A 19,689-nucleotide genomic window follows, 5' to 3' on the forward strand; every position below is an offset into this window, starting at 1 on the left:
ACAGTGGAAATTCAAACACGTGTACATACCATATTTCTGCTTGTAGGAGCAACGGAATGTGGGAAATCGACCTTTGCTAAAGAAGTTCTGATCCCGCAGTTAAAACTAGAGGATGTTTCTAAAGGGTTACGTACGAATGTGCAGTACTTATCCTCGGATAGTATCCGTCAGGAGATATTGGGCTACGACTATGATAAGTATGATCAGGTTATGCTGGAGGCGAGTTCGCATACCTTTCAATTATTGTTTGAGAGATTGAAGTTAGTCACTTCTTTTCCGATTAATGCGGAGTTTGTGGTGATGGATACCATTGGGCTATCCGAAGATTATCGTAGTAAAGTCCGTGAGATCGCCGGGCAAAATAATTACAATCTGGAGGTTATTCTGTTTGATTACCGCAAACGGGAGGATTACTACGTCTCGGAGCGCTCGAAGAAGCTAATCTCCAATCATTTAAACCGGCTGAGAAAAGAAGTCCTGCCTGTTCTGTCACGGGAAGGTTACAACAAGATTCATAAAGTGCGTGCTAAAGATTTTATTCTCGAGGGTGAAGGGATACCTAACCCGGACTACCGGGTGATTATACAGGATTGGGATACTTACGCATCTACGGTACTTCTACAAGCACAAGAGTATATTGTGGTTGGGGATGTTCATGAGTGTGTCGAAGAGCTTCGGGGACTATTACGTAATTACGGCTACCGGGAGCACGAAGGTAAGTTAAGTGCAACAGATAAGCTCAGTAACACACGAGTCATTCTTGCTGGTGACTGGATTGATAAGGGTAAAAAGACGCGGGAGACGATTGAGTTCTTATTTGATAACCGCGAGCATTTCCTATTTGTTATGGGCAATCACGAGAACTTTGTATACAAGTACGTAAAGGGGGAGATTCAAGGAACCGATCCGGAACTGCTAAGAACGTACTTTGATTCCACCCAAGTGCTTAAGGAGGATACCGCGCTTTTTAGTAAATTTTCGGATTTAGTGGAGCAATCCCAGCCCTTTTACCGCTATATCGGTATGCAAGGTCCTTCTTTTTATGTTACCCATGCTCCTTGCCGTAATAAGTACATTGGTAAGCTGGATACGAATTCACTACGCCATCAGCGTAACTTTCGGCTGGATCGTGAGGTTTCCTTTGAGGAACAGCTTGATTTCCTAAAGCAAGAGGCTGTGAGTAATCACCCCTTTCATCTCTTCGGACATATTGCAGCCAAGCAGACTTTTCGGATCAAAAACAAACTCCACCTTGACACAGGGAGTGCGCAGGGTAATGAACTAACTTCTGTTCGCATGTCGTTTAAACCTTTCTATAAAAGTCAAAAATCGCATGTGACTACGGTGCACGAAGAGCTACCTATCCTGTTCCGGGAAAAGCAAACCGTATCCTTGCTGGAGCTTGATTACGAGTCTGTGCGCAGACTGCAGTATTCCTCGCAGAACCGGGTCAACTTCATCTCCGGGACGATGTCACCTGCGGATAAGGATGTGGCTGCCGGTGAGCTTGAGTCTCTGCGAAAAGGGTTGGATTATTTTGCCGAACGTCGTATTTCAGAAGTCGTTCTGCAGCCTAAATATATGGGATCACGCTGTAGTTTGTACCTTTATCGGAACTTAGAGCAGTGTTACGCAATTAGCCGGAACGGCTATAAGGTTCAGGCGGTCGATCTGACGCCTATCTACGAACAGCTGCTTCATAAATTCGGAACCTATATGGCTGAGCAGGGGATCCGTGTGCTTTTACTGGATGGCGAGCTGCTGCCTTGGAAAGCGCTTGGGGATGGGTTAATTGAGCGTCAGTTCCGGCCAATTGGCAAAGCGCTGGAGACAGAGCTGGATTTCTTAAGACAATATGGATTTGAGGAGTCACTGGGTAAACTGATACAGGATTTTGAAGTAAGCGGGTTTGAACAAGACCAGCACCATATGTCGAAAGAGACGCTTAACAATAACTATGGGTCTCATGTTTACCAGACTTTTAAGCATGTCCGTGACATAAGAGAATCGTATGTAGATCTTGACCAGCGTGACGAAGCCTACCGAGTATACAAGCAGCAACTGGAGCTGTATGCGGGTGATGCGGAATTAACATACAAACCTTTTGCAATCCTGAAGGAAGTGCTGGAGAATGGCGCTGAACGGGTACCTGACGGCAAAACCTCCGAATTATACAGGTTCTTAAACGAGGATGAATTTCTGGTTCTGGACTTGAAAGAGCCTGATGCTTACATCAGAGCAGAGGAGTATTTCGCAAAGATAACGGTAGAGAAACATATGGAGGGAATTGTAATCAAACCGGAGCAAGAACAGCAGGGGGTAGTCCCATACATGAAGGTCCGCAATCCGGGCTACCTGTCGATCATCTACGGGTACGACTACAAGTTTCCACATAAGTATGCCAAGCTGATGAAGCAGAAGAATATCGCTCCTAAGCTTCGTACGTCCTTAATCGAACACCGGCTGGGCAGACAAATGCTAGAAGTGAAGCTGGATGAGATCTCGTCTGACAACGAGGACTACAAGCAAATTGCAGCAAACTTGTTATTCGAGGTAACGAAAGAGAAAGAGATCGACCCGAGGTTGTAGAGGATTGTTACAGGCGAAGAAACTTGGTTTGCCAATTATGAGAATGAGTTCAGGCTGTCGGGAAGGTCCCGGCAGTCTTTTTTTCGTTCGGGGAGGAAGCGGAAACAGCTATCTTGCAACAAACAGACAAATTAATGCAAGAAAACGTAAGATAGTGGTCATAGGCCTTTTTTGATAATAATATGAAACCTGAGAGGAGGCAGCACAACTTGGAAATCATTTTTGAAGAGGACATAGAAATGGACCGGGGTACTACGAAAGTAACAACCCACCCGGCTGAAAAGGAACATTGGGCAAATATCGAAGTAGCCATTCAAACATCGGAGAAACGGATCATGGTCATCAACGCCAAAAATGATCGCAATGTCTCGATTGTATCCAGCTCAATCGCGGTCATAGAGCCGGAAGGCCGTATGTGCAGTGTACGTGTAATTACGGGAGAAATGTTTCTTCTTAATACACGATTGAAATTTGTTGAAGAAGTTCTGAATTCACCTCAGTTTATAAAAATTAATAATCAGACCATAATCAACACCAGCTACATAAAAGAGTTCTCAGCAACGGATAATGCGAGAATAAAAGTGATTCTGACGAATGGTTCTTGTTATTTTGTCAGCCGCTATTATATTAAAAATTTCAGGAGGAACTATCATGGTTAATCAATTAAAAAATTCATTTTTTCAGGTGTTTACTTTAACTTCTTTATGGATAACGCTACTGTTAACTGTGTTTTTCAAGGATCAATCTATTGATATGTTATATCTATGGCGTATTGCAGGTATCGCCATTATTTCCGCGGGGATATTCGGAGTGATGTACAATGTGTTGTGGAACTATTTCACGTTAAGACCGCTTTGGAATATTCTGATTTCTTCGACCTTCAGTATATTTGGCGGAATGGGAATGGTGTGGTTATTCTCAAAAGAAATGTTCAACTTCATAAGCCCCTGGTTGCCTGGAATGTTGTTGTTATCGGTTATACTGCACACTATAGCTTTCTATTTCTACGCCAGAATTAATAGCAGGAAACAAGCTGAGGAGTTAAATAAAATTTTGAAATAACCTCGTTCTAATTGTAAAAACAGGAGGACGCACCTTATCGGTCCGTCCTCCTATCTATTCCTCATAAATACGCTTTAACCCATAATAACGAGCACGTTGTTTTCTGGCGCCATTTTGGCGACGGGGATCAGGTTGCCTTGAATTTCTTCACCGTTAATAACGATATGGGTAACCCCTTTTTGTACACCTTTCTTGTTCTCCACCTGGATGTTCAGCTTCTTCCCACGGAATTCCCGGACCATGGAAAAGTCTGTCCAGTCGGAAGGAACACACGGGTTGAGGCGAAGGCCATCAAATTGCGGTTGAACCCCCATAATACCTTCCGCCAAGGAGACCATTACGGTTGAAGCGGTGCCGGTCAGCCAGTGGACATGGGCCCGGCCTTGATATGGGCTGTCCTTGGACTCGACAAACTGGCCATGTACATAAGGCTCGAGTTTGCGGATTTCGGCCTTATCGTTCATGCTGGCCGGACTGCAATTCAGGAAGTATTCGAACGCGCGCCGACCGTTGCCAATCATGGTTTCCGCCAGAATGAGCCATCCCTGCGGCTGGCTGAAGATGCCGCCGTTTTCCTTAGTTGAGGCGTTGAAAAGAGCCATCAACGCTACTGGCAAACCGTATTCACGGAACGGTGGGTAGAATAACATAGTGCCGTAATCGGTCCGCAGATTCTCATACACTTTGTCCATGGAGAGCTTCGCCTGATCCGGGCGGGCTGCACCGCTTAATACGGCCCAGCTTTGCGGATTAAGCCAGATTTTGGCCTCATCATTCTCCCAGGAGCCGATGGTATAGTTGTCTTCTGTAAATCCGCGGACGAATTGATCGTTCTCCCAAGCGTGCTTTTGAATGTTATCGTCCAGCTCATCAAGCAGGCCCTGCGCCCATTGAATGTCTTCAGGCTTGTTCTTATTTTGTGCAATTTCCATGAACACCTTGAATGCCATATACAGCTGGAATGCGACGAACAACGACTCGCCCTTCGCTCCAAGCCGTAGACAATCGTTCCAGTCGGCATGAAGCCCAACCGGCATGCCGTGTGCGCCCATACGATCCAGACTGAACTGAAGCGCCTGGCGCAAATGCTCGTACACAGTGCCCTCACCTTTATCCGAATAAGGGATTATTTCATCTGTAAAATCCCAGTTGCCACTTTCATTCAAGTATTTAATGACGGTTGGGAACAGCCATAAAGCGTCATCGGCCCGATAATGGGGATGACCAGTTTCCCGTACATATTCCGGATCATCCGGTGTGCCCTCATGCCCAGGATTGTGGTCAAATTTCACCAACGGAAGTCCACCGCCGTTGGAAACCTGGGCGGATATCATCAGTCTAAGACATTCAAGGGCCATCTCATGATCCAGATGAATGATGCCTTGAATATCCTGCACCGTATCCCGATAGCCCAGTCCATTACGAAGACCGGAGTATTGGAAAGAGGCTGCTCGTGACCAGATGAAAGTGATAAAGCATTGATATGCATTCCAAGTGTTGATCATGTTGTTCAGGTTATCGCTTGGTGTCTGGACCTGGAAGCGGTTAAGCTTGCTGTGCCAGAATGCTTTTAACTCTTCGAGTTCTTTATCTACCACGGACAAGTCTTTATAATGGCTGAGAATCTCGGAAGCGCCTTTCTCATCATACTGTCCCAGTAGAAATGCGATTTCTTTCTCTTCTCCCGGCTGCAAATCTACGTTAATCTGCAGGGCACCGCAGGAGTTAGTATTGTAGTTTAATGAATTGGAGCATTGGCCGTTCTCGACAGAGGCTGGATTGCCATAACTGCGGTAATCGCCTAGGAACGTATCCCGGTCACCGTCATAAGCGGTAACTTCTGCACCTGCAGCGCCGAAGAATCTCCAGGTCTGTTCTTCGGGGGTGTTTTCATTGATGACTTGAAGGATCATATTATTTTTATAGTAGGTCCGTGAAATAAACAAAGTGTACTGAAGGTTGACGGTATCCTGCTCGTAGTTGTTATTGTTGGTTAATTCAACAAATCCGAAGAGAGCCAGCTTGCGTGCTTTGGAGTCATCATTGCGCACCTTCATGCGCCACACCTCGTAGGTTTTGTTCAGTGGCACATAATATAATGATTCTGTATGGATGTTATCGTAATCCGAGACGAGGTTCGTGTATCCGGTTCCATGATGGCATACGGACTTATATTGCTCCAGATCTTTACCCACAGGCTGCCAGGAGCCGGACCAATAATCCCCGTTCTCCAAATCTCTCACGTAAATATAGCGTCCGGGCTCGTCCTTAGAGTTGAAGTGGTAACGGATATGCCGCCCATTTGCGCCAGATTTTACAAAGCTATAACCGCCTGCGTTACCTGAGATGATCGCGCCATATTCCGGCGAGCCGAGGTAATTCGCCCAAGGGGCAGGCGTATTCGGCTTGGTAATGAGGTATTCCTTGTTTTTTTCATCAAAATAACCATATTGCATAACCATTCCTCCTATTAAGTGGTTAATGGGTCAATCTATAAACGCGCGTTCACAAAGGGGTAAAATATCCATGTGTAATTTTATTATAAGATACTTTTAGTAAATCGATAACCCTATATTTTAGCGAAAAAACGAACAAAAATGCTAACTTTTTTGGTAGGTGTAAAGCGAAAGACACCTTGAAAGGTGTCTTTTTTTATTTTTGCGGCATGTCTACTCCACTAAAACACCATTAACAAACGTCATAGATTTATCTTTGAATTCAAGAATAAACTTGTTTGGAAAATCCAGATCGGTATGAATCTCCGTCCCCAACATAACTTTTTTTCCTACATCATCAAAGGGATTATGAAGTAAACCTCTAGGCGTATACCTAGTTTCAGAACCGATTACATTATTATTCTCATCGCGGATAAATTTAGTTTTTCCTGAGAACACGAGGTCCTTGCCATTTTCCAAAGTTAGATGAACCTCCAAACGATCCTTTGTCTTCTGATAATCTATGACTACATCTTTAGAGGATACAGGGAAACCGATAACAAAAAATCCAATAAGGGCCGTAGCCAGTATAAGTACCGATAAGACGGAAAAAATGAGAGTTTTTATATTCTTTTTTTTCACTTTTTTAAAATAATTGAGTTTGTTAACTTCCTCTTTATCAATAATAGGCACACTTAGATTTGCTGTGGCGGTCATTTCATTATAGGATTGAAGGCAGCTTTCACAGGATTGCAGGTGTTTTTCGATTTCTTCGTTACTATGTACAGAGGTTAGCTTTTCAATATAGGAAGGTAATAAATCCTGAATAATCTCGCATTTCATGAAGATCTTCCTTTCATCAATTTTTGTTTTCCACGGTAAAAGGTAACTCTTGCCCAGGTTTCGTCTCTTCCAAGAATTTCGCCAATTTCCCGAAAACTGAATTCTCCGGTTAAACGCAGATATAATACTTCTTTGGTATTTGGATCAAGTAAATGAAGTTGTTTAAATAAATCCATTTTGTCCTGAGCAAAAATGAACTGGGATTCTGTTGAATTTGCGTTAGCCAAAGAAGCGTCTTCTAATTCCTCAGACTTCCGCTTGCGCTGCTTGTCCAGCTCCTGATACCACACATGTTTAGCAATTTGACAGAGCCATACGTATACTTTGCAGGTCCCATCGTATTTGTCTATCGATTTTATAGCTCTATAAAAAGTTTCTTGGGTAATTTCTTCTGCCAGCAAGTGATTATGACAAAGGCTAAATACGAATTTATATACTTGGGTTGAATATTCCCTGTATAATTGCTCGTTGTCCTGCATCCATTCACCTCCTCAAGTTATATATCCGTAAAAAGCTATAAACGTTACAAGTTTTTTTTAAAAAATTTGATTTATACAATTATCGCTTTCATCCCCGGTATGTGAGGGAATTAAGGAGGTTCAGCGTTAAGGCTGGTTTCACAGTAGGGTTACCCTTTATAATTACATGAGATCTTATTGTACAAGTTACAAGGGGGTTCATATATGATAACAAAGGTAAACCGGCAGTTAAATGAGGGTCCTAAAATTCAAAAAGAACAAGAGCTTGTTACCAAAATGATTCGTATATATTGTAAGAAAAAACATCATCATAAGGGGTTTTGTGAGGAATGTCAGGAATTAAATGAGTATGCGCTGAAGAGGCTAGCCTATTGTAAATTTGGTGAAGAGAAAACAGCTTGTGCCAAATGTCCTGTTCATTGTTACAAACCGGATTATCGCCAAAGAATTAAAGGGGTTATGCGTTTTTCTGGTCCGTGGATGCTGCTCTATCATCCCATTGAGTCGATTAGGCATATTCCGCTACCCAATAAATTGAGAAAATAAGTGAAAACCGGACATCATTTGATGCCCGGCTTAATGTGTTTTTAGATATCATTCTCCCAGTTTTTCAGCCTTCACCAAAATCTCTCGCAAAACCCGGGCAACCCGGCTTTTTCTTCTCTTTACTTTTACACTTATCCGTCTTAACGACTCTTGGTATACGGCGGTATCCTTGGGTTCATAGAGCTGTTTGGCGGCAATCCGTAACGTTCTTCTCATTAATATTGCTGATGAACGGGTTAACTTCGTTCGGTATCCTCTGCGCAAGACCCGTAAAGTATGTTTATACTTCTCTAAGTCTTCGTTTGGGGGAACAAGGGCGAACAGATTTAGGGAGGAGTCATTGAACCCGTAGCTTTTGAACATGATTTTTAGATTCTCAATATTTATGAGGTTTCCTCTGAAGTGGGTTGGATGTTCTTGGTGAACGCCGACAACTTCTTTGATGCTGTGAAAAGGGATTTTTAATCGATGCAGTCGATACCCAAGGTCCCAATCTTCGAGTCCATAGAGGATAAACTGTTCATTAAAACCTCCAGCACGAGTTAATTGGCTGCGTCTTATGGACACACAACGTGTGACGAGTAACATCCAAGGGGCTACATCTGTGCTGGCAAATTGTTTTTTAGTATTTGGAGGAACTCTTGAGGGAAAGGTGACTTTTGATAACGTCTCCGTCTGCTGAAGGATATCATTGGGTGTGATTAATGGGATGATTTCAGTCGCTGATTCGAAGTCGGGATTCCATAAGTTAGAAGGCGAAAGTGTATTGCGGCAATGCTCTTTTTCTTCAGGAGAAAAGTCTGGGTAGTAGTGGGTATAAGCGTCATCCCATGAGTGTGGAATACCTGAAATTATGGACTTAGGATATTTACGGTGATACTGGTTTACGATCCTAATGAAGTCAGGGAATACTAGAAAATCCGCATCGCAGAAGATGACGTATTTCCCTTTTGCCTGACTCAGCCCCAGATTTCTCACGGCAGAACGGCCGCGTTGTTCCTGCTGAGCGACATAAATAAGCGGATAAGAAGTTTGAAAGCTTTCGACCATTTCCTTGGTACCATCTGTAGAACCGTCATCTGCGACGATCACCTCGAATCGATCCTTGGGATAGGTCTGTGTCTCGAATGAAGTGAGTGTAAGTAGCAGCTGCTGAAGTCGGTTATAGGTTGGAATTATGATGCTGTAACGGATAGCCAGAATGATCACCCCCACCATTTAATAAAAGCCCTTGAATAGGATAAATAATAACAATATATTCAGGGACTTTAGCCTGGTCTAGTCAAACGCCTTTAAGGATCGAAATAGGCAGTGGACAGGGGCCAATATGGGATGATCTTTAAAAAAGACAGCCCCTAAAGGAGATCTATCGATTCCTTTAGGGGCTGCTCCTTTTTATTTTCTATTTTCCACTAGGTAATAATTTATTCAATAAGATCGCTGCCAATGAAGCAGCTAGGATAGGTGAGCCTAATAAATACTGCACGAATGTAGGTAAAGAGTTCAAGTAGTCACCAGGAATGAGTACCAACGCCAAGGTGATGATCATAGGTAAGGCAATAATGTACATTTCTTTTTCGCCGATAGTTACATTCTTCATTACTTGCACACCATTAATTGCGATGATGCCGCAGATGATGGCGAAGACGCCGCCGATTACAGCGGATGGAATGGAAGAGATCAAAGCGGCGAGTTTACCAGAACAACCAAAGAGGACAAACCATCCTCCTACAGCGAGAAAGACCCGGCGGCTGGCAACACCTGTAATGGAGATGATCCCTGCATTAGTTGAATAACCTGTAACAGGAGTCGAACCGAGCACAGAGGCAATAAGACAGCCAATTCCTTCTCCAATTACGCCGCGGTTAATATTTTTGTCTGTCAAAGGTTTATTGATTACATTGCTGACCGCAAACCAGGTGCCTGTTGTTTCAGCCAGCAGCACGATATAAATAATAACCATGGTGATAATAGCTGAAAAGTTGAAGGAAAAGCCGAAATCAACAAAAGCGATCCGCGGCATGCTAAACCATTTAGCGTTGCTTATCGCTGAGAAATCTAAAACGCCCATAATATTAGCGGAAATACATCCGACTACTAACGCCATCATTACGGAAAGAATTCGGAAGATAGATCCTTTATTACGGAACAAAGTACCGAGAATCACAAAAATAAGCAGTGTAGCGCCTGAAATAAGGGCTAATAATACGTTTTGATTAATTGAAGCGCCGGAGGCTCCGTAGATATTATCTCTGATCGCAACAGGCAATAAAGATAGACCTACAATGAAAATGATTGTGCCTCCTACGATAGGTGGGATAAAGTTTTTGACGATTTTATTAAAAATTCCAGCATAGCCCAAAATAATAACCAGGATGGCCCCGATTAAGCTGGCACCTAACACGGAGCTCCAACCGAGCTCCCCGCCACCACTAGCCGCATAAATACTGACGATCGCACCAAGCGGAACATAAGAAGGACCTTGAGCGATAGGCAGCTTCATACAGAAATAGGTTTGCACAATCGTTGCAAGTCCTGCGGCAATAAAGGTGGATTGGATTAACGCGCTGGACTGATTGGGTTGTAAGCCGATTAACATCGCAATAAGGAATGGCACTACATAGACATCCATAGCCAATACATGTTGAAAACCGAGAATGACGGATTTACTAAATGAAACTTTTTCATCGGGTAGGACAGTTAATAGCTGTGATTCCAAATGTGCTTGCTCTTGTACGTTTGCTTGTGTTTTCACTCCGATGCCCACCTTAAGTTTTTTAGTTTAATTAATCTTTAACGCGAATGAACTTTTTCACCCTGTACCCAGACTTCACGGATATTTTCAGGCCGGGCCAGATACATTATCTTTTGAAAAATATCTTGCAAATCCTCATTCTCATCAAAGATGGGCAATTTCGCCGACGGTAATTTCGTATCAATAATTTGAACATCCCAGGTATAACCTTCTAGTAACCGGCCGATAGGTAAGCTTAAGCTTTCCCCGCCGCCAGCGGTAGCAAGATAAAAGGATTCATGGATCGTAATCCGTGATCCGGGTACTCCGCGATTTGGTGCAGACAGGGAAGGATTCACACCATCCTCCAGCATTCTTGAAGACATTACGGCTTGTCTAATGTTATCGAAGAGACTAGGTGAAAAACCTCCGGAAATATCAGAGCCTAAACCAATCTCCACGCCTTTGGCATGGAAGTCAGCGATCGGAATAACACTATTGGCAAAATACGCGTTGGATATCGGACAATGAGCAATTGCTGTTCCTGTCTCTGCAAACAAATTCACATCATCTTCATCTAAAAAATTACAATGTGCCATTACAGATTTATCACTGAGCAGACCAAAATCATGCAAGGCAAAAGCATCGTTCTTCTGGAACCGTTCTTGCACATAACCGTGCGCCCAATCACTTTCACTACAGTGCGATTGAACATACGTATCATATTTAGCGGCTAGTTCTCCCAAGCCTTGTAAAGCCTCATTAGTGCAGCTTGGAATGAACCTTGGTGTCACTACCGGATATACGCCTTGTTTAGTAGATTTAGCGAGTTCTTGTACAGCTAGTATAAATTCTTCCGTATCCACTAGTGCGGTATGGGTGTCGGAGTCGCGGTAATTCTCAGGATTTCCCTGCGGATCGTCCATAACCACTTTTCCAACGAGTCCACGTTGCCCTTTTTCCGCACATATTTTAGCCAATAATAAACTGGCCTCTTTATGCACCGTTGCAAAATAAAGTGCTGTAGTTGTTCCGTTTGCGAGCAAAGTGCCAACCACGTCATCGTAGACTTTTTTTGCAAAAGCCAGGTCCGAGAATTTAGACTCCAGTGGGAAGGTATAAGTATTTAGCCAATCATAGAGTGGAATATCTAATGCAGTTCCAGATTGAGCCCATTGTGGCGCGTGAACATGCAGGTCGATAAAGCCGGGCAAAAAATACTGGCCTTCAGCTAATACATGAAAATTGTCCTGACCTTGATAAGCATCAAGCAAGGGTTGATAGTCGGGGTGCTTCGGTGCAACAATCATTTCTATCATCCCATCCGTGTTGATACAGAAGAGATGGTCCTTTAAAATTTGAATTTCTTTTGGGGATAGGCTAGAAAATGAAGTGCCTAGGAATATTTGCATATATTTTCTCATGATTTCCGCCTTAATGTTCGTCTTTTGGTGTGCATTCGTTATTATAATCCGTGAAAAAGGATAAGTCCAGACCAAAAGTCGAATAAAGGCGTAATTGACGGATAGGAGGAGCGGAGGAATTGAAACCGAATATGACGCATAGACGTCATGTTCGCTATGCTAGAATACAGAAAAAGATAGGGGGAAGCAAAATGCCAAAACATGAATATAGAAAGCATGAAAAGGAGTTATATCAACCCAAAGCTAAGCCGCAATTATTAGAAGTTGGGAAACAGAAATTCATCTGTATAAAAGGTAAAGGTGATCCTAATCATGAGGATTTTTCAGAAAGAGTCGGGGTTCTATACTCTCTGGCCTATGCGGTGAAAATGATGCCTAAAAATGGATTTACTCCGGAGGGTTATTTTGATTATACGGTATATCCACTCGAAGGATTATGGGATTTGACAGAGGAAGGTAGAAATCACAAGGATTTAATAAAAGATGAATTACTATATACAATAATGATAAGACAACCGGATTTTGTAACAAGAGAGACGGTAGAAAGAGCTTTTGAGATAGTAAATAAAAAGAAACCTCACCCCCTATTGAAAGAGGCATATTTTGATGAATTAGAAGATGGCTTATCGGTGCAAATCTTGCATATTGGTTCATATGATAGTGAACCTGAATCATTCCAACAATTAAAAATGTTTATAGATGAAAACAATTATGTGCTAAAAACGCTTGTTCATAGAGAAATTTATCTGTCGGATGCTAGAAAAGTAGAACACGAAAAGTTGAAAACCATTTTAAGATATAGAATTAATAAAAAATAGCAGGTCGGCTTCGATTCCTTTACGGTTATAGGAAATGAATGCGGTTACCATCTTGTGATATAATAGATGAAATCGATCGATAGTTTGAGAAAATTGGATTAGGAGTGTTGCCTGGATGAGAAGATACAACATTTGGCGCCCGTTGATGTTAATTATTGTTGCTGTACTTACAAAAAGCTTGGTCACTAACCTGTGCATTTTGTTTGGTATGCAGGCTGAAGCAGCGAGTAGTATGGGAACGCTGGGCATGGTCATTGCCGGTTTAGTGATGTACAATCGCATGACAAATCGCCGTCGTAAATAAGGTGGCCGGATAGATTATAAACGTCTGGTTATTATGTTATAGTAAAGATTGAAATAAAACTTGTATCGACCTGAAAAGGAGTACTTCATGACACAGTTTGTCTACAAACAAATTATTGATGACTTAAAAATGAAAATTTTTGCTGGGCAGTTCCCCGATATGAAATTACCGGATGAACGAACGCTTAGTGAAACTTATCAAGTGAGTCGTAGTTCTATTAAAAGTGCTCTGACTAAAATGGCAAATGCCGGAATTATTTTTAAAAAGCGTGGCTCAGGGACATTTATAAATCCTTTATACATAAAAAATGAATCTATTTTTAACTACGAAGGCTCTAATTTAGGTGTCACCGACAATTTTCAAATGAATGGGAAGAAGCCAAAGATTAAAGTTCTGAAATTCGAGGTCATTCCACCAACGGAAGAACTGCAACGGGATCTGTTTTTAGGACCACATGATTTTGTATACAAAATCGTTCGCTTGCGTCTTTTTGATGATGAACCCTTTATGATTGAAACGGGTTATATCCCAATCAAAATCGTGCAGAACTTAAATCAGACTATTATTGAAGGATCTATCTTTAATTATTTGGAGGATTCACGGAACCTGGCGGTAACCAAATCCTTTTTATCGATATCCGCAGAACCCTCTGAGGCTACGGATCAAGAGCTGCTGCATTTGCAGGCGAATGAGCCAGTAAGCATTATGGAAGGGATTTTCTTTTTAGATAATGGCACACCCTTTGAATTCTCCCATATGCGTTTCCACTATAAATACTTAAAATTTAATACCTTTGTGTCCGTTCATTAAAAGTAAGACTGGGGAATTTTTCTCGGTCTTATTTTTTTTATTTTGCGCAAAATAGATGAAGGAAAAGCAGCAAATATCTCCCGCAAACTTCAGCCCATATTTTTACATATATATTAATATTGACGTATTTTTACAGACAATTGACACCGTTTTTCATACTATGTTCATATTTTCACAAAATTGGACCGTATCATTTGTTGAAAAGGTTGAATTAATTTTTGGCGGCGGTATGATGTACTTGTGGAAGAAATTACGGCAATGTAGACACAGAAAAAATTTTGGGGAGTGGAAGAAATGGTATTATCCATGGATGTTGATTACTCATCAAAAACTTATTTAGAGAGGCTTGATGCATACTGGCGCGCAACTAACTACATCTCTGTAGGTCAACTGTATTTGAAAGATAATCCGTTGTTAAGAGAACCGCTGAAAGAAGCAGACGTAAAGATTAAGCCAATTGGACACTGGGGAACTATTCCCGGCCAGAACTTTATTTATGCCCATTTGAATCGGGTCATTACTAAATATGATTTGAATATGTTCTATATCGAGGGTCCTGGTCATGGCGGTCAGGTCATGGTTTCGAACTCCTATCTCGATGGTAGCTATACTGAAATTTATCCGGAAATTACACAAGATATCTCAGGTCTGAAGAAATTGTTCAAACAATTCTCTTTCCCAGGTGGAGTTGCTTCCCATGCTGCCCCTGAAACACCTGGATCGATCCACGAAGGTGGCGAATTAGGTTATTCTCTATCCCACGGTGTAGGTGCAATTCTGGATAATCCAGATTTAATCTCCGCTGTTGTTATTGGCGATGGAGAGGCTGAAACTGGCCCATTAGCGGCTTCATGGTTCTCCAACCGGTTCATCAATCCAGTTACTGATGGTGCAGTTCTGCCGATCTTGCACTTAAATGGTTTCAAAATCAGTAACCCAACGATTCTGTCTCGTCAATCCAAAGAAGAAATTACTGCATACTTTAAAGGTATGGGTTGGGAACCGTTCTTCGTTGAAGGCGAAAATCCTGATCTAATGCATCCAGAAATGGCTAAGGTGCTTGATACCATCGTAGAAAGAATTGAAGCGATTCAAAAGAATGCACGTGACAACAATGACCTTACGCGTCCGGTTTGGCCAATGTTGGTCTTCCGTTCTCCTAAGGGCTGGACGGGTCCAAAGCAATGGGATGGTGTTCCGAATGAGAACTCGTTCCGTGCCCATCAGGTGCCGATTCCAGTGGATCAAAAGAATATGAAACATGCTCCAGCGTTATTGGAGTGGATGAACAGCTATAGACCAGAAGAATTATTTGATGACAATGGTCGTCTGAACGCTGAACTTGCTGAGATTCTGCCAACTGGCGACAGACGTATGGGAATGAACCCAGTTACTAATGCTGGCAACCAGATTAAAGATCTAAACTTACCCAATTTCCGTAAGTTCGCACTTGATAATTCCAAACCAGGTGAAGTAATAGCACAAGACATGGCCGTTCTGGGTAAATACATGAAAGATGTTATCTCTCTGAACGAAGAGAACCGCAATTTCAGAATTTTCGGACCGGATGAAACAATGTCCAACCGTCTGGGACCTGTCTTTGAAGTGACGAAACGTCAATGGTTGGATCAAGTGATTGAGCCGAATGATGAATTCCTAGCTTCTTATGGCCGTGTTATCGATTCCCAATTGTCTGAACATCAGGCAGAAGGTTTGCTTGAAGGTTACGTATTGACAGGTCGCCATGGTTTCTTTGCAAGCTATGAAGCTTTCTTGCGTGTCGTGGATTCGATGATTACTCAGCATTTCAAATGGCTGCGTAAAGCAACAGATCAAAGCTGGCGTGCGGATATTCCATCATTGAATGTGGTAGCAACTTCAACTGTATTCCAACAAGACCACAATGGTTACACTCACCAAGATCCAGGTTTGCTAGGTCACTTGGCTGATAAAAAACCAGAATTTATCCGTGAGTATTTGCCGGCTGATGCGAACTCCTTGCTGGCTGTCTTTGACACCGTCTTAAATGACCGTCAAAAAATTAACTTGATCGTTTCTTCCAAACATCCTCGTCCACAATGGTTCAGTGCGGATGAAGCACAAGAGCTGGTGGATAAAGGACTGAAGATTATTGACTGGGCAAGCACCGATCAAGGTGGAGAGCCTGATGTTGTCTTTGCTTCTGCAGGTACAGAACCAACTATCGAAAGCTTGGCTGCAATCTCTATCCTGCATGAAAAACTGCCGAACCTTAAGATTAGATATATCAACGTGGTAGACTTGTTGAAACTGAGAAGTCAAAAATTAGATCCGCGTGGCTTATCTGACGAAGAGTTTGATCAATTTTTCACAAAAGATAAACCAGTTATCTTCGCTTTCCACGGATATGAAGGTCTGATTAAAGACTTGTTCTTTGATCGCCATAACCATAACCTGCACGTACACGGATACCGCGAGAATGGCGATATCACAACACCATTCGATATGCGCGTATTGAATCAAATGGACCGCTTTGACTTGGCGAAGGAAGCTGTTCTGAGCTTGCCTAATGCTAACGACTATAAAGCGATCGCAGATGAAATGGATGCTATCGTTAAGAAACATCACCAATTCATTCGTGAAGAGGGTATTGATTTGCCAGAAGTAGAGAACTGGGTATGGAAAGCTTTGAAATAAACGTATAGCCAGTACCATAGGAAGTAATACAAAAAGACACCTTTAGAGGTGTCTTTTTATTTGTTCAAGTAACCATACAAAACAATTATAATCATTTTTTCATCTTTACCACTGTAAATATATGTGAGTAAATAGGTGGGTAAAGAAAGGGGAGAAATGTATGACATCTATTGATAAACTTCCCAAGTCTATAGAAATACAGCTTGCAGAACAACCTTTATTTCACTCTGTATCTGATTTAATGAAAGATGGGCAATTCGGTGAGCAGTGGCTTGTATTGACTGAGAAGGAGGTTTCCGTTTGGGGGACGGACGGGAAACTGGTCTCAAAGCTTCTAGTCTCGAATATTACCGATGCCCGGGTAGTAGGCGGGGTAGGCGGCGGTTCGTTGCTTGTGGATACCCAAGAGGGGCCGATTATACTTATACGTTATACAGCATCACTTACCTCTATATTTGGTTTTGCTGCTAAATTAATTGGCGCTGTAGCTAAAGGCGAGGAACGGCCAACCGCTTCTGAAAAAGAGTTTCCAAGAAATTGTCCAAAATGCCGCAATCCGCTGCCGGAAGATTCACAAGCTTGTCCGGTGTGCAAGAGTAACGGCAAGGTTCTATTTCGGATGTTGAGTTACGCTAAGCCTTATAAGATCCAAATGATCGCTGCGGCGATTATGTTGATTTTTACTACATTGGTAGAGCTTGTTCCACCATTTTTGACGAAGATGATCGTTGATAATGTGTTGACAGAAAAGGATATGGGCTCGACGCTTCTATGGATTGTGATTGGGCTAGCAGCCACGTCCTTAGTAATAACTTTAATGCAGACTGTACGTGGACTTATAGGGGTATGGATTGGTTCCAAAATCATGGGTGATCTTCGTCATGATGTGTATCATTCCTTGATGAAATTATCTTTATCTTTTTTCGACCGAAGACAATCTTCGCAATTTATTGGACGGGTGAATAATGATTCAGAGGCGATGCGGCAATTTATGACTGACGGTGTAATCTGGGTCTCGGGTGAATCGCTGCGGGTAATCGCTATTTTCACTATTATGTTCAGTATGGATTGGAAGCTAACGCTGCTTGCTATGCTGCCTATGCCGCTTATGGTGGTGCTGTCGACCGTGTTATGGCCGATGATTGGCAGACGTTGGTACCAGCAGTGGAGATCTATTTTTAGATTAAACGCTTTGGTTGGCGATTCTTTGCAGGGGATTCGTGTAGTCAAAGCATTCGGCCAGGAAACAACAGAGATGTCACGTTATACGGTCGCCAATAAGGAGTTGGTGCGGCATAATATTCGGATCGAAGGCTTATGGCAGGGGATGTTTCCTGCTTTTGCGTTGGTTGCTGGTGTGGGTACGTTATTAATTTGGTTTTATGGCGGAAAAACGGTGCTGGAGGGTCAATTATCCATCGGTACGCTAATTGCTTTGGTGACCTACCTTGGGATGCTTCTCGGACCTTTGCAGTGGGTGAGCCAAATGATCAACTGGGCCAGCCATGCGATTTCAGCAGCAGATCGGGTCTTTGAGATTATGGATACTCCGTCAGATGTGCCTGATACAGTAAATCCAGCAGCCATCGGCCGCGTAAATGGTGAGGTTGAGTTTAAGCGGGTTACTTATGGATACGAAAAACATCATCCTGTGCTCAAGAACGTGGATTTAAAAGTGGGTGCGGGCGAGATGATTGGTCTGGTCGGACATTCAGGTGCCGGTAAGTCGACGTTCATTAATATGATCTGTCGCTTCTATGACACAGATGAGGGAACCATTACCATCGATGGTGTGGACATCCGAAATATCAGCCAGTCAGATCTGCGTAGTCAGATCGGTGTAGTGCTGCAGGAGACGTTTCTATTCGACGGAACGATTGCTGAGAATATTGCCTATTCTAAACCGGACGCTACGGAATTAGAAATCATGCGCGCTGCAAAAATCGCCAACGCCCATGATTTTATCGTTCAATTGCCGGATGGCTATGATACAAGAGTTGGGGAACGTGGACATAAATTGTCTGGTGGAGAGAAGCAGCGAGTGTCTATTGCCCGAGCAATAATTCACGATCCACGAATTCTAATCCTAGATGAAGCAACAGCTTCTGTAGATACAGTGACCGAGCGGCAAATTCAAGAAGCGATCTCGCGACTGGTAAAAGGCAGAACGACATTCGCGATTGCCCATCGATTATCCACGCTAAGAAATGCGAACCGGCTTGTAGTGCTTGAACGCGGTAAGATCATTGAAGTGGGTACACATGAGGAATTGCTTGCTGCAGAAGGTGCTTACTTCAAGCTAGTTGAGGCACAGAAGGAAATGTCGCAGATTAAGGGGGTTGAGATGCATGAGTGATCCGAATCTTGTTAACGGGGAATTGAATCCTAAAGATCCCTATGAGATTAACATTCTTGAACCGGGTGCAATCTCTTTTAGCCGCAGTCAAGGTGGCGTGTTTCAAGGAGTAGTGGAGGGTCAGGTCTATGAGGAATTAATTCTTTTTCGTATATTTCCATTCCAATATACCACGGAGTATATTTCAGTTCGTAACTCCAAGAGTGAGGAGATCGGAGTCATTCGTGACATTGATCAGCTCGATGAAGAAAGTCGCGTGGAAGTGGACACAGAGCTCCGGCTGCGGTATTTTCTTCCGGTTGTAACCCGCATTGATTCTATTAAGCAAAAAGCAGATATGTGGATTTGGGAGCTGCAAACGAATCTGGGCCAGACCCGGATCGTTATGCGGAACCTGCACGAGCATATGCAATATCCAAGTCATAAGCGAATCATTCTTACAGATATCAATGGGAAAAGATGCGAAATCCGTGATTATCTAGCCCTGGATGTTCAGAGCCGGAGCAAGCTGAAGGATGTTTTATAGTCTAGTTGTGAAAAAGCTCCGCAGCCATTTGTTGATGGTCTGCGGAGCCTCTTTTTTTTATCCGTAGATTCTACGAAGGAAAAAATT

16 protein-coding genes are annotated in these 19,689 nt (G+C 42.7%); 10 read left to right on the top strand and 6 right to left on the bottom strand.

Annotation, left to right across the window (positions count from 1 at the left end; translation table 11 throughout):
* Positions 1 to 3 precede the first annotated feature (3 nt).
* From MKZ16_RS01035 to MKZ16_RS01045, 3 genes are all read left to right on the top strand, one after another.
* Complete coding sequence (locus MKZ16_RS01035; RefSeq protein ID WP_076105211.1) at positions 4 to 2,589, top strand: metallophosphoesterase; 2,586 nt, start codon at positions 4 to 6, stop codon at positions 2,587 to 2,589.
* Positions 2,590 to 2,798: 209 nt separating this feature from the next.
* Positions 2,799 to 3,248, top strand: coding sequence for a LytTR family DNA-binding domain-containing protein (locus MKZ16_RS01040; protein WP_038568151.1), 450 nt, complete (start codon positions 2,799 to 2,801; stop codon positions 3,246 to 3,248).
* Positions 3,241 to 3,651, top strand: coding sequence for a hypothetical protein (locus MKZ16_RS01045; RefSeq protein WP_036687183.1), 411 nt, complete (start codon positions 3,241 to 3,243; stop codon positions 3,649 to 3,651). The genes MKZ16_RS01040 and MKZ16_RS01045 overlap by 8 nt, the downstream gene beginning before the upstream one ends.
* Before the next feature lie 74 nt (positions 3,652 to 3,725).
* Here MKZ16_RS01045 and MKZ16_RS01050 read toward each other — a convergent pair whose 3' ends face one another.
* The 3 genes from MKZ16_RS01050 to MKZ16_RS01060 all read right to left on the bottom strand — a co-directional run bounded on the left by MKZ16_RS01050 (position 3,726) and on the right by MKZ16_RS01060 (position 7,408).
* Complete coding sequence (locus MKZ16_RS01050; RefSeq protein WP_076105212.1) at positions 3,726 to 6,107, bottom strand: N,N'-diacetylchitobiose phosphorylase; 2,382 nt, start codon at positions 6,105 to 6,107, stop codon at positions 3,726 to 3,728.
* Between the two features lie 213 nt (positions 6,108 to 6,320).
* The gene (locus MKZ16_RS01055) at positions 6,321 to 6,929 is read right to left on the bottom strand and encodes a zf-HC2 domain-containing protein (protein WP_076105213.1); all 609 of its coding nucleotides are present in this window, start codon (positions 6,927 to 6,929) and stop codon (positions 6,321 to 6,323) included.
* Entirely contained in the window at positions 6,926 to 7,408 is a 483-nt protein-coding gene (locus tag MKZ16_RS01060; protein ID WP_038568157.1) for a sigma-70 family RNA polymerase sigma factor, read from the bottom strand. The genes MKZ16_RS01055 and MKZ16_RS01060 overlap by 4 nt, the downstream gene beginning before the upstream one ends.
* A 204-nt stretch (positions 7,409 to 7,612) precedes the next feature.
* Here MKZ16_RS01060 and MKZ16_RS01065 point away from each other — a divergent pair, with 204 nt between their 5' ends.
* Positions 7,613 to 7,954 carry a nitrous oxide-stimulated promoter family protein gene (locus MKZ16_RS01065; protein ID WP_036687189.1) on the top strand — a complete coding sequence of 114 codons (342 nt, stop codon included), beginning with the start codon at positions 7,613 to 7,615 and terminating at the stop codon, positions 7,952 to 7,954.
* Between the two features lie 48 nt (positions 7,955 to 8,002).
* On the opposite strand, the gene MKZ16_RS01070 is transcribed toward MKZ16_RS01065, so the two are convergent.
* The 3 genes from MKZ16_RS01070 to guaD all read right to left on the bottom strand — a co-directional run bounded on the left by MKZ16_RS01070 (position 8,003) and on the right by guaD (position 12,112).
* Positions 8,003 to 9,154 (bottom strand): glycosyltransferase, encoded by a 1,152-nt coding sequence (locus MKZ16_RS01070; RefSeq protein ID WP_038573993.1) that lies wholly within the window; start codon positions 9,152 to 9,154, stop codon positions 8,003 to 8,005.
* Between the two features lie 202 nt (positions 9,155 to 9,356).
* Positions 9,357 to 10,709: a solute carrier family 23 protein gene (locus tag MKZ16_RS01075; protein ID WP_036687191.1), complete on the bottom strand. Its 1,353-nt coding sequence runs from the start codon at positions 10,707 to 10,709 to the stop codon at positions 9,357 to 9,359.
* Positions 10,710 to 10,747: 38 nt separating this feature from the next.
* Positions 10,748 to 12,112 carry a guanine deaminase gene (guaD, locus tag MKZ16_RS01080; RefSeq protein ID WP_038568158.1) on the bottom strand — a complete coding sequence of 455 codons (1,365 nt, stop codon included), beginning with the start codon at positions 12,110 to 12,112 and terminating at the stop codon, positions 10,748 to 10,750.
* A gap of 119 nt (positions 12,113 to 12,231) precedes the next feature.
* Here guaD and MKZ16_RS01085 point away from each other — a divergent pair, with 119 nt between their 5' ends.
* From MKZ16_RS01085 to MKZ16_RS01110, 6 genes are all read left to right on the top strand, one after another.
* On the top strand, positions 12,232 to 12,930 hold the full coding sequence (locus MKZ16_RS01085; protein ID WP_256715495.1) for a GyrI-like domain-containing protein: 699 nt from the start codon (positions 12,232 to 12,234) through the stop codon (positions 12,928 to 12,930).
* Positions 12,931 to 13,045: 115 nt separating this feature from the next.
* Positions 13,046 to 13,234, top strand: a complete 189-nt coding sequence (locus MKZ16_RS01090) for a hypothetical protein (RefSeq protein ID WP_076101096.1) — start codon at positions 13,046 to 13,048, stop codon at positions 13,232 to 13,234.
* Positions 13,235 to 13,321: 87 nt separating this feature from the next.
* A complete protein-coding gene (locus MKZ16_RS01095; RefSeq protein ID WP_036687196.1) occupies positions 13,322 to 14,044 on the top strand; it encodes a GntR family transcriptional regulator in 723 nt (240 codons plus the stop codon).
* A 294-nt stretch (positions 14,045 to 14,338) separates the two neighbouring features.
* Positions 14,339 to 16,720 (top strand): phosphoketolase family protein, encoded by a 2,382-nt coding sequence (locus MKZ16_RS01100; RefSeq protein WP_179090012.1) that lies wholly within the window; start codon positions 14,339 to 14,341, stop codon positions 16,718 to 16,720.
* 160 nt (positions 16,721 to 16,880) lie between these two features.
* The gene (locus MKZ16_RS01105) at positions 16,881 to 19,076 is read left to right on the top strand and encodes an ABC transporter ATP-binding protein (protein WP_076105214.1); all 2,196 of its coding nucleotides are present in this window, start codon (positions 16,881 to 16,883) and stop codon (positions 19,074 to 19,076) included.
* The gene (locus MKZ16_RS01110) at positions 19,069 to 19,602 is read left to right on the top strand and encodes a DUF1854 domain-containing protein (RefSeq protein ID WP_051491493.1); all 534 of its coding nucleotides are present in this window, start codon (positions 19,069 to 19,071) and stop codon (positions 19,600 to 19,602) included. Before MKZ16_RS01105 ends, MKZ16_RS01110 begins: the two co-directional genes overlap by 8 nt.
* Positions 19,603 to 19,689: the final 87 nt, after the last annotated feature.

Source organism: Paenibacillus sp. FSL R5-0928, assembly GCF_037970385.1.
Lineage (GTDB): Bacteria > Bacillota > Bacilli > Paenibacillales > Paenibacillaceae > Paenibacillus_AQ > Paenibacillus_AQ odorifer.

Coding starts and splice junctions, on each gene's coding strand:
- MKZ16_RS01045 (WP_036687183.1), top strand. CDS start 3,241: ATGGTTAATCAATTAAAAAATTCATTTTTTCAGGTGTTTACTTTAACT.
- MKZ16_RS01090 (WP_076101096.1), top strand. CDS start 13,046: ATGAGAAGATACAACATTTGGCGCCCGTTGATGTTAATTATTGTTGCT.
- guaD (WP_038568158.1), bottom strand. CDS start 12,112: ATGAGAAAATATATGCAAATATTCCTAGGCACTTCATTTTCTAGCCTA.
- MKZ16_RS01110 (WP_051491493.1), top strand. CDS start 19,069: ATGAGTGATCCGAATCTTGTTAACGGGGAATTGAATCCTAAAGATCCC.
- MKZ16_RS01100 (WP_179090012.1), top strand. CDS start 14,339: ATGGTATTATCCATGGATGTTGATTACTCATCAAAAACTTATTTAGAG.
- MKZ16_RS01095 (WP_036687196.1), top strand. CDS start 13,322: ATGACACAGTTTGTCTACAAACAAATTATTGATGACTTAAAAATGAAA.
- MKZ16_RS01055 (WP_076105213.1), bottom strand. CDS start 6,929: ATGAAATGCGAGATTATTCAGGATTTATTACCTTCCTATATTGAAAAG.
- MKZ16_RS01060 (WP_038568157.1), bottom strand. CDS start 7,408: ATGCAGGACAACGAGCAATTATACAGGGAATATTCAACCCAAGTATAT.
- MKZ16_RS01105 (WP_076105214.1), top strand. CDS start 16,881: ATGACATCTATTGATAAACTTCCCAAGTCTATAGAAATACAGCTTGCA.
- MKZ16_RS01050 (WP_076105212.1), bottom strand. CDS start 6,107: ATGCAATATGGTTATTTTGATGAAAAAAACAAGGAATACCTCATTACC.
- MKZ16_RS01065 (WP_036687189.1), top strand. CDS start 7,613: ATGATAACAAAGGTAAACCGGCAGTTAAATGAGGGTCCTAAAATTCAA.